The 15343-nt window shown below is 38.8% G+C and carries 12 protein-coding genes and 1 other annotated feature; all 12 genes read right to left on the bottom strand.

Annotation, left to right across the window (positions count from 1 at the left end; genetic code table 11):
- Positions 1 to 8: 8 nt before the first annotated feature.
- The 12 genes from EDX97_RS02390 to EDX97_RS02335 all read right to left on the bottom strand — a co-directional run bounded on the left by EDX97_RS02390 (position 9) and on the right by EDX97_RS02335 (position 15330).
- Positions 9 to 2210: a RelA/SpoT family protein gene (locus tag EDX97_RS02390; protein WP_128519586.1), complete on the bottom strand. Its 2202-nt coding sequence runs from the start codon at positions 2208 to 2210 to the stop codon at positions 9 to 11.
- Between the two features lie 27 nt (positions 2211 to 2237).
- Positions 2238 to 2759: an adenine phosphoribosyltransferase gene (locus tag EDX97_RS02385; protein WP_128519585.1), complete on the bottom strand. Its 522-nt coding sequence runs from the start codon at positions 2757 to 2759 to the stop codon at positions 2238 to 2240.
- Positions 2760 to 2819: 60 nt separating this feature from the next.
- The gene (locus EDX97_RS02380; protein WP_128519584.1) at positions 2820 to 4361 is read right to left on the bottom strand and encodes a single-stranded-DNA-specific exonuclease RecJ; all 1542 of its coding nucleotides are present in this window, start codon (positions 4359 to 4361) and stop codon (positions 2820 to 2822) included.
- Between the two features lie 44 nt (positions 4362 to 4405).
- Entirely contained in the window at positions 4406 to 5689 is a 1284-nt protein-coding gene (obgE, locus tag EDX97_RS02375) for a GTPase ObgE (RefSeq protein ID WP_128520019.1), read from the bottom strand.
- 58 nt (positions 5690 to 5747) lie between these two features.
- The gene (gene rpmA / locus EDX97_RS02370) at positions 5748 to 6032 is read right to left on the bottom strand and encodes a 50S ribosomal protein L27 (protein WP_128519583.1); all 285 of its coding nucleotides are present in this window, start codon (positions 6030 to 6032) and stop codon (positions 5748 to 5750) included.
- A gap of 5 nt (positions 6033 to 6037) precedes the next feature.
- The gene (locus EDX97_RS02365; RefSeq protein WP_128519582.1) at positions 6038 to 6358 is read right to left on the bottom strand and encodes a ribosomal-processing cysteine protease Prp; all 321 of its coding nucleotides are present in this window, start codon (positions 6356 to 6358) and stop codon (positions 6038 to 6040) included.
- A 2-nt stretch (positions 6359 to 6360) separates the two neighbouring features.
- Positions 6361 to 6663, bottom strand: coding sequence for a 50S ribosomal protein L21 (gene rplU, locus EDX97_RS02360; RefSeq protein ID WP_128519581.1), 303 nt, complete (start codon positions 6661 to 6663; stop codon positions 6361 to 6363).
- Positions 6664 to 6674: 11 nt separating this feature from the next.
- Positions 6675 to 6746: a sequence feature (ribosomal protein L21 leader region), on the bottom strand.
- 54 nt (positions 6747 to 6800) lie between these two features.
- Positions 6801 to 9833 carry a DNA polymerase III subunit alpha gene (locus EDX97_RS02355; RefSeq protein WP_128519580.1) on the bottom strand — a complete coding sequence of 1011 codons (3033 nt, stop codon included), beginning with the start codon at positions 9831 to 9833 and terminating at the stop codon, positions 6801 to 6803.
- 56 nt (positions 9834 to 9889) lie between these two features.
- A complete protein-coding gene (locus EDX97_RS02350; RefSeq protein ID WP_128519579.1) occupies positions 9890 to 11761 on the bottom strand; it encodes an ABC-F family ATP-binding cassette domain-containing protein in 1872 nt (623 codons plus the stop codon).
- Positions 11758 to 13056, bottom strand: coding sequence for an N-acetylmuramoyl-L-alanine amidase (locus EDX97_RS02345; RefSeq protein WP_128519578.1), 1299 nt, complete (start codon positions 13054 to 13056; stop codon positions 11758 to 11760). The genes EDX97_RS02350 and EDX97_RS02345 overlap by 4 nt, the downstream gene beginning before the upstream one ends.
- Before the next feature lie 49 nt (positions 13057 to 13105).
- Positions 13106 to 14461, bottom strand: coding sequence for an asparagine--tRNA ligase (gene asnS, locus EDX97_RS02340; RefSeq protein WP_128519577.1), 1356 nt, complete (start codon positions 14459 to 14461; stop codon positions 13106 to 13108).
- A 224-nt stretch (positions 14462 to 14685) separates the two neighbouring features.
- Positions 14686 to 15330 carry a redox-sensing transcriptional repressor Rex gene (locus tag EDX97_RS02335; protein ID WP_128519576.1) on the bottom strand — a complete coding sequence of 215 codons (645 nt, stop codon included), beginning with the start codon at positions 15328 to 15330 and terminating at the stop codon, positions 14686 to 14688.
- Positions 15331 to 15343 lie beyond the last annotated feature (13 nt).

Here is a 15343-nt window from a genome sequence, read left to right as displayed (position 1 = left end):
CCTCTTTTTTATTGTATGACTCGAATCACATCGCGAACCGAACGAACCTTTTTCAGATTTGCCATTAAATTTTGAAGATGAGCCGCATTTTTAACACCTACTGTCAATTTTGTGGTCGCTGTCAAACTATTCGTATCAACACCGGAATCCACATGACGTAAATTGACATTACATTGTTGGATCACCGTCACAATATCACTCAATAAGTAATTGCGATCATCGCTATGAATGACTAATTGCGCTTCATACTGTTTTTCTTCTAGGTCATCTTCCCATTGTACCGGAATCAGCCGTTTTGTTTCATGGGCTACATTCGGACAATCTTTACGATGCACTTTCACACCATGTCCTTGCGAAATAAAACCTACAATTTCATCACCAGGAATCGGTTGACAACAATTGGCCAGTGATACCGCAATGGTATCAATACCCGGTACGATTACACCGGTTTCCGATTTTTTCCGATTTGCATTCGGTTTATTGTACAATTTGATGATGTCATCATCTTCCATGGCTTTCGCTTTGGTTGTATCGATACGATCCATGACAGCTTGCATCGATACTCGCTTATTTGCCAAACCAATATAAAAGTCATCCAATGTTTTATACGATAAAGAACCAATGATCGTTTCCAAACGTTGTGGCTCAATTAACTTCTCATCTAAATTCCGCCGGCTGATTTCTTCTTTCAACATCTGTTCGCCCTGTTTGATCATTTCTTTCTGTTCTTCACGATTTTTCTTTTGCAGGAATGAACGAATTTTATTTCGTGCATGACCGCTTCGAACGATCTTGATCCAATCTGGCGATGGACCTGGTGAATTCTTATTGGTGAGAATCTCCACCACATCTCCATTATTTAATTTTGTATTTAATGGAACAATGGCACCATTGACTTTGGCACCCACTGTTTTATGACCCACATCGGTATGGATTCGATAGGCAAAGTCAATCGGACAAGAACCAGGCGGTAATGTAATGACTCGTCCTCTTGGTGTTAAGCAATAGACATTGGCCTCAAAAATATCTTTTTGAAGGACTGACATATATTCTTTGGCATCTTCGCTCTCTTCATCCGTCATTTGTGAAAAATCACGGAACCAAGCTAATGAATCCTCGATATCTTTTTGTCGTGTCTGATGATTAAAATTACTATTTTCTTTGTATTTCCAATGGGCAGCCACACCCCGTTCAGCTACTTCATCCATTTCTTCGGTACGAATTTGGACCTCAAAAATATTTCCATGCGTTGGTTCTACGATCGTTGTATGCAAAGATTGATATAAATTTGCTTTCGGCATCGCAATATAATCTTTGAATCGACCAGGAATTGGACGATACGTTGCATGGATATACCCCAATATCTCATAACAATGGGTAACTGTATCGGTAATGATACGAATCGCATATAAATCTAAGATTTCTTCAAATCGTTTATTTTTATTGACCATCTTTTTATAGATGGAATAAAAATGTTTGCTTCGACCAAAGATACGATATGGAATATGATACGAATTCAAAATTGTTTGGATATCTTTGATCATCATTTGCACTTGTTCATTTCTCTCAGAAACGCGGGTTTGAACCAATTCTTTGATGTTCTCATATTCTCTTGGTTTTAAGTATTTAAAGGAAAGATCTTCCAATTCACTCTTGATTTCATTCATTCCTAATCGATGAGCAATGGGGGCATAAACACTTAAAGTTTCCTTGGAAATGCGTTGCTGCTTTTCTGGTTTCATATATTGAAGCGTACGCATATTGTGCAAACGATCGGCTAACTTAATATAGATGACACGCACATCTTTTGCCATCGCAATAAATAACTTCCGATGATTGCTGGCTTGATAATCTTCTTCATCTTGAAATTTGATTTTACCAACCTTGGTGACCGCTTCTACCATTTCGGCTACTTCTTCACCAAACTTTTCCTTGATCGTATCGTAGGTGACGCCTTCACAATCTTCCACTGTATCATGCAACAAACCGGCTTCGATGGTTCTTGGTCCACAATGAATCAAAGCTAACGTATCCGCAACTTGAATGCAATGGGTAATATAGGGGGCTCCACTTTTACGCTTTTGCGTTTTGTGAACTTCCGAAGCAAATTCGTAAGCTTCCTGGATTTTCTCTAAACTATCCGAGTTATGGATATAAGTCTTCACATGTTCCATACATTCTTCAAAAGAAACTTCTTTAAATTCACTCATATCCATACCCTCTCTTTCTATTATGAATTATTCGCCCGCATAATGAGCTAATGAACAAACTGGAATATCACCAATCTTATCTCGACCATGTAGATCATCCAATTCAATCACAAAGCCACAACCAACGACTTTACCACCCATTTGTTCAACCAATTGAATGGCAGCTTCTGTGGTTCCACCCGTTGCCAACAAATCATCGATTACGACAACTTTTTGTCCTGGTTTGATAGCGTCGGTATGCATACATAATTCATCTTCACCATATTCTAAACCATATTTCACAGAAATTGATTCCCGTGGTAATTTACCTGGTTTACGGATTGGTGCAAATCCAAGGTTACATTCTAGAGCAACGGGTACGCCGAATAAGAAGCCACGCGCTTCCGGTCCAATCACAAAATCCGCATCGGTTTTTTTCACAAAATCTACAAACGTATCTGTTACATAACGTAATGCTTGGGGATCTTGAAGGATTGGTGTAATATCTCTAAAAATAATTCCTTCTTTCGGAAAACCAGGAATACTGGCAATATAGTTTTTAATATCCATAATGATTTTGTCCTCTTTTCTTACTACTATATATCGCTATTTTACAACACGATGGCATAACTAGCCAATATAATTGATTTTTTCGATGATAAAAGATGGTTTTCTTTTTCCTCGAAATTGATTAATTTGTACCTGACCAACAAAACTATAGATTTGATTGACACTTTTTTGTTTCTCTTCCTCGGTTTGATTGAAATTCATACATTCCAAGCCATTGATTAGCACATACCGCACATGTTTCCCATTTTGAATAGGAGATATGGATTCAATCGTTGGTTGGATCAATTCAAAAGAAGGACAACGAAAACCAGGACCAAAAGGTCGTAGTTGATCTAAACTTTGGATCGCCGATAAAGTCAATTCTTCGGGTAATACCACTAATGTTTCCAAATCCGGTTCTTCCCATGTGAATGTTTGAATCTGATCATGTATGTATTTTTTAAATGCAGTATAATCTTGCGGACTTAAGCTAAAGCCAGCCGCTTGCGCATGTCCTCCAAATGTGGAATACGATGGAAAATCTTTTAAAAAGGTCATGCAGTTAAAGCCTTCTGGTGAACGCATGGAAGCTTTATATCCTTCTTGATTTTTGGTCATAACAATGGCTGGTTTATGATAGGCATTGCATAAATTCCCTGCAACTAAACCAATGATCCCTTCATGATAAGAGGCATCACTGACCAGTATCACATCTTCTTGTAAAGCACATTTATCTTTGGCATGTTTAACCATTTGCATCGATAAATCTTTCCTTCGCTCATTCAATTGATTGATTTGTTGCTGGAAAGAAAATAATTGACTGCGATCACTACATAAAAAATATCGAACAACAGTATTCACATTTCCTAAATTGGATAATCGACCTACGGCATTTAACTTTGGAACAATTTGAAAGCCTACATTGACTTCATTTAATTGTCGATCTCTTGCCAAGGGTGAAATATGATACTCAGCTTTTGCATTTAATAATTGTAAGCCTTGTTGGATGATGGCCCTCGTTTGTCCTTTGACAATCATGACATCTCCAATACTGGCAATGGCAGCAAGTTCTAAGTCATACGTTGTCACTACGCCTAAAGCACGGATGCATTCAAACGCAACAGCTGCGCCACATAACGTTGAAAAGATGGGTTCCATATGCGTCGGATGAACAAGAATATCACACGGAACTTCCTCTTCAATTTCATGATGATCGGTTACAATGGTTGTCATCCCATAGGATTTGGCTTTTTCCAATGCATCGATGGCTTTTACCCCATTATCTACCGTAATAATGGTTGTATATCCCTTAGCATGTGCCATCTGGACCGTTTCTGGATGGAGGCCATACCCTTCTCGAATCCGATCTGGAATATAATACCCCACTTCGATTCCTAAACGTCGTAATCCATGGACCATGATGGTCGTTGCCAAAATACCATCGCAATCATAATCTCCACCCACAAATATTTTTTCCTTTTTATGGGATAAAATATAATTCACAAAGGACTGAATGCATGGGGCTTGTGAAACCGGAGCTAAGTTTTGTGTATGTGTCCAATAGTCCCATTGAGAAGAATCTGGGACGATGAATTGTAAGACTTTTTGTGCTAAATTTTCCATGCAAGTATTATAGCACAAATAAAAAGCAGAACGTTTTGTCCTGCTTAGCTTTCAATAAAATCAAACTCAAATCCATGAATGCGTACGGTATCGCCATCTTGACAACCCGCTTTGCGTAAAGCATCATCAATGCCCATATAACGCATTCGTTGACTGAATAAATAATAGTCTTCTTCCGTATTGAGCTTCGTAATGTCAAACGAACGATCAATTTTTGGACCTTTGACTTCAAAGACATGGGGTTCCACTTCCACAATTTCAAAGTCTTTGGGTTTGGATTCCATTGTGTATGTCACACCGACATCTTGACCCATATCATCCATAATTGGGAATGGTGGTGTGGTTGCCAATAGATCCGCTGCTTTTCGTAAGACTGGATCCAAACCTTCATGAATGATCGTACATGTTTCAAAAACAGGTACATCTGGATACGCTTCTTTAAATCGTTGCAGATTTTCTTTGGCATGATCGAGATCCATCTTGTTGGCAACAACAATTTGTGGTCTTTCCAACAAGCGCATCTGATAGGATCCCAGTTCATCATTGATGATCTTGTAGTCTTCGACCGGATCTCTACCTTCTTCACCACCCATATCGATCACGTGTAAGATAACACGACAACGTTCGATATGTTTCAAGAATTCATGGCCTAATCCTTTCCCTTGGCTAGCTCCTTCAATCAGTCCAGGCAAATCGGCCAAAATGAAACTTCGTCCATCTTTGGTTTCAACAACCCCAACATTCGGTGCACGGGTAGTGAATGGATAATCGCCAATTTCGGGATGGGCACGACTGACCGCATCTAAAAAAGTGGATTTACCAACACTAGGGAAACCAACCAAACCGACATCGGCTAATACACGTAATTCAACGATACAATCAAATTCTTCACCGGGCTTTCCATCTTCTGCGTATTTTGGAGCAGTATTCCGACTGGATTTAAAATGATAATTGCCACGTCCGCCACGACCACCATGAGCAACAATTTGTTGCTGATGAGGTTGAGTAAGATCGGCTACGATTTGCCCCGTATCGGCATGCTTCACAATGGTTCCCAATGGCACTTTCACAATGGTGTCTTCCCCATTGGCCCCATGCATCTTTTTCGTTTTGCCATTTTCTCCTGGCGTTGCTTTGATTTTGCGATGATAACGAAGATCCATCAATGTGATCATATTGGGATCGGCTTCAAAGATGACATCGCCACCTTTACCACCATCACCGCCAAAGGGACCGCCATAGGCAACATATTTTTCATGACGGAAACTAACGATACCATTTCCGCCATTTCCGGCTTTGACATTGACTTTTACTTGATCGACAAACATTGCCATTTCCACACCTTCTTTCTAAAAGAAAACCCCGGTTTTGCCGGGGTCATTCGTCTTAAGCTTGTGGGTAAACAGAAACTTGTTTCTTATGTTTTCCCAAACGTTCAAATTTAACAACACCATCCACTAATGCGAACAATGTGTCATCGCCACCACGACCTACGTTAGTTCCGGGATGAATCTTTGTACCACGTTGACGATAAATGATGCTTCCTGCATGGCAAGCTTGTCCATCAGCAACTTTGCATCCTAAACGTTTTGATTCAGAGTCACGACCGTTCTTAGTCGAACCAACTCCCTTTTTCGAAGCGAATAATTGATTATTTAAAACGAATTTCATGTCGGTTACACCTCAACTTTCTCTATTTTAATTGTTTTCGAATTCACTTGAGCCACCGTATCCAATTGAATAACAAACGTCTCAAGAATCGATTGTAAAAGAGGGGTAGACTCTTTTACATGAATACTCACAAAGCCATCTTCCATTGTTAGTTCACAACTATTGGGGCATTGTTGATCAATGCTATTGAGAATCCCTACGCTGATGGCACTCACTTGGGCACATACAAGAGCATATTGCTCATGTTCTTGTTGATCTTCATGACCACTTACAACGATGAGTTCCCAATTTTTTTGATGTCTTTGCTCGTGAACAGCAATGAACATTACTAAGCCTCAATAGAAGCAATCTTCACAGCTGTATATGGTTGACGATGTCCTTGTTTACGACGAGTTGAACTCTTCTTAGGACGGTATTTTACGATTGTGATCTTCTTACCTTTTCCTTGTTTTTCAACGACACCTGTAACTTTTGCACCTTCTACATATGGTTTTCCAATTTTACCATCTGCGAATAATACTTTGTCGAATACGACTTCATCACCTTCGTTAGCAGCCAATTTTTCAACATAGATTACAGCATCTTGTTCAACTTTGATTTGTTTTCCGCCAGTTTCAATAATTGCGTACATATGTGCACCTCCTATTCATGAATACTCGCCATTAAGGTGTGTTAAACAACTTTAAGACCTTTTCTGTGCGGTTGCCGACTGCGGAGTCTGCAACAATAGTATTTTATCCAAACCAGCCGTCTCCGTCAATCTTTTTATTATTTTTCTTTGATCCATGTCATGGAATTGGCAATCATCGAATCCGCTCGATCCTTTTTGCCATTGATTTTCACAAACGCCCCCACTTGAATGTTCTCTTTTTCGCTCTCATACATTCTTGGCATGATGGCTAGATCCATTTGGGCCGTTTCATCTTCTAAGGTAATAAAACACATCATCGCCTGTGTTTTTTTGGTTCGATGTAAATGATAACGAGTAATCTGTCCCACAACGGTAATATACCCCATTGTCTGTAAGGCTTGTTGGATGGGGATACAATTTCGCATTTGTTGGCGCAAACGAACGATAGGATGTTCCGTCAAATAAAAACCATAGACATTCTTTTCCTTTTTGGATCGTGTTAATTGATCTTCTTTCATTGGCAGAATCCTTGGTGGGGACACTATATCGTAATTGAACAGGACGCCTTCTTTGGTTTCCGTTTGAACAATGGAAGCATATTGCAAGACATCACTCAAAGCTTCTTGCATCGTTTGTCGATTCAATCCGAAACCATCCAGAGCTCCACCATCGATCAATATTCGCATATTGGATTCATTGACTTTATGGGCCGAAGCACGAACCACAAAATCAATATAGTCTTTATATGGCTTGCCTGGTTCCAATTGTTGCTGTACCAGTTTGCCAATCCCTTTCATTACATCCAGTGGCATGTGTAAACCTTTATTTTCAATCGTATAGCCATTTTTAGATGCATTGACATCTGGATACAAGATGGAAATATGTCTTCTTTGGCATTCATAGATATACATACTTGTCTTCGTTTCCGAACCAATGACACTATTTAATATGCTTTGATAAAAGTATAAAGGAGCATTGGCTTTTAAATAAGCCATTTGATAAGCAACCATGCCATAGGCATAACTATGACATTTATTAAAGCCATATTCCGCAAATCGTTCCATCAAATCAAAGATTTCCTCAGCTACTTTTTTGGAACATTGATTTCGAATAGCTCCCTCGATAAATTGTTGACGATAGGAGACCATCAAATCCATCTTTTTCTTTCCCATGGCTTTTCGTAAATTATCCGCTTCTGCCAATCGAAAGCCACCAATCGTTTGGGCAATCTGCATGATTTGTTCCTGGTACACAATAATACCATAGGTGTCTTTTAAGATAGGTTCTAAGCGTGGATCCAAATAGTGAATCTTTCGTGGGTCTTTACGATTCTCTAAATAGATAGATATATTTTGCATAGGTCCCGGTCGATACAAGGCCAATACAGCTGCAATATCTTCAAATCGTTTGGGTTGCATCTGGATCAATAACTTCCGGATACCTTCGGATTCCAACTGAAATACGCCCATGGTATCACCTTTTGAAAACAATTGATACGTTTTCGCATCATTTAAAGGCAGTTTTAATATATCTATTTTGCGATGTTGATTTCTTTCCATCGACGATACAATGGAAGCAATTGTCGTTAGATTCCGAATGCTTAAAAAGTCCATTTTGATCAAACCAAGATCTTCTAAATATTCCATTGGAAATTGCGTAGCTTGTACCGTTTCATCCACAGCTACCAATGGACAAATCTTTTCAATAGGTTGATTGGAAATGACGATACCTGCTGCATGTAACGAAATATGTCGTGGCGTACCTTCGATTTTAGCGGCCCAATCATACAATTCTTGACTGTCTTTATCTTGGTCAATCAATCGACGAAAGGCTCGATTGTTTTGATAGGCTTCCAATAAGGTTTCACGATTCAATGTTTTCGCAATGGTATCCACCTTTCGAATAGGATAATTCAATACCCGAGCCACATCACGTAATGCCGCTTTGGCTTTCATTGTGTTAAAAGCAACAATATGGGCGACATGTGCATCACCATATTTTTGACGAACGTATTCAATGACTTCATCGCGTCGATCATCGGGAAAATCGGTATCGATATCGGGCATGGAAATTCGTTCTGGATTCAAAAATCGTTCAAATAATAAATGATTTTTAATAGGGTCAATATGCGTTATGCCTAAACAATACGCAACCAAAGAACCAGCGGCCGATCCTCGTCCAGGACCAACATAAATATTTTGGGAACGAGCATATCGAATAAAATCCCATACGATCAAGAAATAATTGGTAAAGCCCATTTTGATGATCACGGATAATTCATATTCCAATCGTTTAACATATGTTGTCGGTACCTTATGATTCATTCGTTTGCTTAATCCGGCTTTGGCTAATTTGATCAAATAGTCGGTATTATCAATATGGAGTTTATTTTCAAATTGTGGCAAATGACTTTTTTTCATGGCCATTTGTACATTGCATTGACTCGCAATGTAATCGGTCATTTCCAAATCGGATGGATCATAGAGTTTTTTCATTTCCCACGCGGGTCGAATGAAACGATCGTTTTGTACATCTAAGGTTTGATCTTGGATGGTTGTTTGTTTAGCGATAGCACGTAAAATCCGCAGCAATTTTACATCTTCTGGTTTTTGATAATAAATACAAGAAAGTGCCACGGTAGAAATAGCTTGCTTCTGCGCACAAGCTTTCACTTTTTCATTGATTTCTTTACGATAGACAGAATCATTCATGGCCATACCTACATAGAAATCGGTCCATAATGACTTACAATGAGATAAATGTTCAATCAATACATCGGTTTCTTTATGATTGATCCATTGTTCAAAACTATCGGTTGATATGACGATGCATGCACTGGTTTGATGGGCTAATTCATCCAGAGTAAATTCTTTGTCATGCATCCATTGCGTGGAAACATGATAGAGTTGCTGCAAAGCGGTGTCATTTTTAGCCAAAAAAACAAAGGAAAAGGTTTGTTCATGATAGATGCAATCGCCTTCTAAACCAAGAATCGGATGGATTTGTTGTTTTTGGGCATACGACCAAAATGCCATCGTTCCATACATGGATTTCCAATCGGTCAAGGCGACATGCTCCAATCCCATCGATTTGGATGTATCGACTAATGATCGAATGGACATGGGCGATTGCAGTAATGAATAATAGCTACGTGCATGTAGATGTACCATGGATCCATCCTCCTTTATCTTTAGTATAGCACATTAAAAAAGAGCACATTCGTGCCCTAATCCACTTGTTCCAAAAGTGCCATTTTTTCTTCCCATTCTTGTTCTAAATGGGCTATTTCATTATGTTTGTCATCAATTTTCTCATTGAGCTGGTCCATCTTACGAAAGTCTTGATAATATTCGGGTTCAAATCGTTTATTTCTTAATTCTTCCAATTCAGATTCAGCCGTTTCCAACAAAGTTTCCAATTTAGCGACCCGATTTTTTAATTGTTTCGCATCCTGAAAAGAAACTTTTGATTCCTTCTTTTCTTGTTTTTGAGGTTGTATCTCCTCTACCAAGTCAGATTGTGCTTTTTTCGCTAAATAGTCATCATAAGATAATGCATATACATGACTTTCTGGTCCCATTTCCAAGACATGATCGGCCATTTTCTTTAGAAACATACGATCATGGGATACAAACAATAAGGTTCCATCATATTGCATCAAGGCATCTTCCAATGCTTCTTTGCTGGGAATATCCAAATGATTGGTGGGCTCATCCAAAACCAAACAATTGTCGTGTTCTAACATCAGACAAGCTAAAGCTAAACGCACGCGTTCCCCACCCGATAAGGTATTCACATCTTTAAAGACTTCATCTTCGGTAAACAAGAAAGAAGCCAGAATATTTCGAATTTCCGTTTGATTGGCCATGGGATCATGTTCCCATAAGGTGTCTAATACGTTTTTGTCGGATGTCATCTGGGCACTTTCTTGATCAAAATAACCAATATCAATTTGATGGCCCCAATGATAGGTTCCATGCAATGGTTGGATCTTTTGAATCAATGTTTTGACCAGTGTACTTTTGCCAATGCCATTGGGACCAATAATGGCCATACGCCAGCCTTTACGCAATTGAAAATCAACCGTACTCAAAACATGGTCATAACCAACTTGTAGATGTTCCACTTCTAAGACTTGATTGCCACCTTTTCGAGCGGACGTAAAATGAGCGCGCATTTGCGATTGATTCGCTTGCATATCTTCAATTTTATCCATGCGATCTAAATATTTTTGTTTTGATTTCGCAAAAGCAGCTTTGGAACTTTTGGCATGAAATTTATCAATCAATGCCGTTAGACGTTGAATTTCCTGTTGTTGACGAAGATACGCTTCATGATTTTTCGCGATATATTCTTTTTTGGCTTGTACATAATGGGTATAATTACCAGGAAAACGTAAAGTTTTGCCATGATCGATTTCAATGATCTCATCACAAACATGATCTAGAAAAACACGATCATGAGATACGACAATGACGGCAAAGGGGTAGGCTTTCACATATCCTTCCAACCATTCGATGGAATCAACATCCAAATGGTTAGTCGGTTCATCTAATAATAAGACATCTGGTTTTGACAATAACAATTTCACCAAGGCAATGCGGGTTTTTTGCCCACTGGAAAACTCTCGAATGGGTTTATTTAAATCGTCTTCCGTAAAGGAAAAGTGGAAGAACACATTTTTTAATTCCACTTCGTAATTATAGCCATTGAGCATTTCAAATTCATTTTGCATGCGATCGTATTTTTCGAGTTGTGCCTGACTTGAATCGGTTGCCAATACATCGGCTTGTTTCAATAATTCTTTTTCTAATTGGCGCACATGATCAAAAGCTGTCAATAGTTCTTCATAAACGGTATTGTCTTGATCGTAAAAGGTAATTTGTGATAAGTAGCCGACATGGGTATCATTGGCAATGACAACATGTCCACTATCGGGTTCTTCTTGTTGGCAGATAATTTTCAACAGGGTTGTCTTCCCACATCCATTCCGACCCACTAATCCGATTTTTTCTTTTGATTTGACCGTCAAGCCGGCCCCATTCAAAACCATCTGGGTACCATAGCTTTTCTGGATCCGACTTAAGCTGACTTTCAATTTGATCCTTCTTTCTTTACATCTAAATAATAAGCAATTCCTTTTGCCAATGATTTCACGATCTTGGTCTTATTTTTTTGGTAGTACTGAATACTATTCTTATCTTCCCCATTCAAAAATTGGAAATAGATACCATACATACCCGGATTGTCTTTATAGCGTTGATTTTCTTTTGAGGAAGTGTAGCGACCTGCAAAAATTGCTTTTCCACCACTTTCTCGTAATTGAGGCCAGACTTCATACTTATCATTTTCATCGTTGTAGCCATCAAAAATCACGCCATCTTCATGGATTTGCCGTGCCGTAGATTGGGTATCATCCATCTTTATGCCATTTTTTTGCATGATATAGGAAATATTATCAGCCAATACACCAGAAGTATGTGGTGATACCAATAGGAATGGCTTTTCGGTCGTGTCGAACTGACTAAAGCCAACGCTTAAGAAAATTTTTGCTTTATGTTCATACCCTTTCGCAACGCGTCCATTTCGACCGCTATACGATGGTGTTCCATCTTCTGAACGCGTCAATTGGACTTTTAAACCATATTTTTCCAATTCGGTTTTCACTTTTTTCGCAAAGTCATAGGCTTCTTTTTGTTCCGTGAGATCACCTGCTGTTAAGCCATCGGCAACTTGATTGGTTTCGGTATCATAGATATCTCCACAAGGATCGATCATCACATCGACGGTATCCGCTTTCGGGATATTTTCTGTTACCGAAATAAAGGCATAATTCTTCTTTAAGTGGATATCATAATCGTCTAAATAATCAGTGTCTGCATCCATCGAAATATGTTTAACGTGATGATTGCGTCGTACTGTCTCAAATGGTTCCATATGTACTTTTTTATTGAAGTAAACACGCTTTTTCACAAAATGATCATAGACATAGACTTCATACAAGCCGGGATCTAATTGATTGGTTTTGATGCCCTCATCAGCTCCCGAACCAAAGGTATAATTTATTTCTTCTTGGGTTTCCACATTGACTAAAATCAAGTTGGCTCCCATGAGATCATCGGTTTTATTTAAAGCGGTATCATCATACAACTTTAACGATTCTCCATACATGGTGTAAGTCTTGACTTGATAGTTCTGTTTAAAAGATGTATTGATATTTTTTGATAAGATGGATGTATCTTTAATCGTATCTAAATAGGTTTCGTTGATACGATCCACATCTGTCGGTCGAGTAACGTACAAAAATATCGAAACGACGATCAAGGCAATGGTCGTAACCAGCAATATAGAACGACGAACTGGTGATATCGAATGAAATGTTTTCTTTGCCATACCGTATTTATACCAAACTTTAAAAAAGCCGTCAATGTGACAGCTTCGATTAGAAAATTAAGTTTCTTGGTGTTCTTGGATATGGCTCGACATCTCGAATATTTTGCATACCTGTGACATACATCAACATACGATCAAATCCAAGTCCAAATCCAGAGTGTTTACATCCACCAAAACGACGAAGATCCAGATACCATTGCAGGATGGATTGGTCCATACCCAATTCTTTCATACGGCTTTCTAATACGTCATAACGTTCTTCACGTTGACTGCCGCCTACCAGTTCACCAACATATGGTACCAATAAATCGCAAGCGGCTACAGTTTTATTGTCATCGTTGACACGCATATAGAAGGCTTTGATATCTTTTGGATAGTCAGTCAAGAATACAGGACCATTGACAATTTTTTCAGAAATATAGCGTTCATGTTCACTTTGCAGATCCATGCCCCAATAGATATCTTTGTTTTCAAATTGATCTTTGACTTTTTCTAGATGTTCGATTGCTTCTGTGTAGGTCATGCGAACAAATTTGGAATTGGCAACATGCTTAATACGATCAATCACACCTTTATCTACATATTGATTGAAGAAGGCCATTTCTTCAGGTGCGTGTTCTAAGCAATAGTTGATGCAATATTTGATCATCGCTTCAATGCAGTCCATATCATCGGATAAATCAGCAAAAGCCAATTCCGGTTCGATCATCCAGAATTCAGATGCATGACGTGTTGTATTGGAATTTTCGGCACGGAATGTTGGTCCAAATGTATAGACATTTCGATATGTAAGGGCAAATGGCTCTACATGTAACTGACCAGATACGGTTAATTGGGCATGTTTGCCAAAGAAATCTTTATCATATTTGTCATCACTTCGAGTTGTGACAGTAAAGCATTCGCCGGCTCCTTCCGCATCATTTCCCGTGATGATTGGCGTATGTACATAGACAAAGCCTTGGTCTTGGAAAAAGGTATGAATGGCCATACTTAAAACCGAACGCAATCGGAATATCGCATAATAACTATTGGCGCGAGGTCGGATATGGGGAATTTCACGCATATATTCAAAACTATGACGTTTCTTTTGAATTGGATAATCATGATCACATGCGCCTAATACTTCAATGGAATCCGCATGAATTTCGAAGGATTGTTTTCCGTTTGGTGTATACACAAAAGTTCCTTTGACTTCAACGGCAGATCCTAATGTGATTTTTCCAGCTTGTTCAAAGGTTGGTAAATCTTGTTCATAGACAACTTGTACATTGGTGAAGCAAGAGCCATCATTGATCACAATAAACCCGATTTTTTTACTTGCTCGATTGGTACGTACCCAACCTTGGATTTCCACTTTTTGACCATCCATTTGGGCTGCTTGTTCTTTCATTTTTTTAACTAACATTATCTTTCTCCTCCAAATAAAAAAATCGTTCCATCAAGGAACGATTGAATAAACCGCGGTGCCATCCTCATTTTACATATGACTATGTACCCTTTTTATAGATGTAACGTATCTAACGAGACTGTCTACTTATTTTCTCCAGTCCAGCTCCACAGGTGTTCTTCGATATCTTTTCTTGTCTTTCACCATCACAAGTCGCTACTGGCGATATGTCCGTCCTGTTTCTATGCTTTTTTATTCATGGAATTGGATTCAAAAACCAATTCTTGTATTGATGATACCACATCCACGCTCTTTACAACAACCCCTTTTGGTACATTAAAATGCTTGGATGTAAAGTCTATAATTCCGGTGATTCCACATTCCACTAAACGATCCACTGTGTTTTGAACACCGTGGGTAATTGTTAAAATCGCAATGTGACATCCGGATGGAATTCTTTCTTCTAATTCATCGATGGAATAAACGGGAACACCATATAACTCCATACCAATCTTTGATTCGTCACGATCAAACGCACAGACGATTTCTCCTACCACATAATCCCATTTATTGTAGTTCATCAAGGCGCGACCCAAGTTACCCGCTCCAACGAGAATGATTTTTTCATCAAAATCAACGCCTAATTGTTGATTAAAGATATCTACCAATCGATCCACACTATAGCCATAGCCTTGTTTGCCAAGATTGCCTAGGAAAGAAAAATCGCGACGAATGGTTGTGGGTTCGATGTTAACGAGTTCTGCCAATTCCTTGGACATGACTCGTTCAACGCCGTGTTTTTTCAGTTTTCGTAATGCTTTTAGATAGACTGGATATCTTTGAAAGGTGGCTTTAGGCACGTTTTTATTATTATTATTTGTTGTCATTACAACCTCCGCA

This window comes from Absicoccus porci (assembly GCF_003725415.1).
In the GTDB taxonomy this organism is placed as follows: domain Bacteria; phylum Bacillota_I; class Bacilli_A; order Erysipelotrichales; family Erysipelotrichaceae; genus Absicoccus; species Absicoccus porci.
Note: the sequence above shows the minus strand (reverse complement) of the source record. Positions and strands in the feature narration are given on the sequence as shown.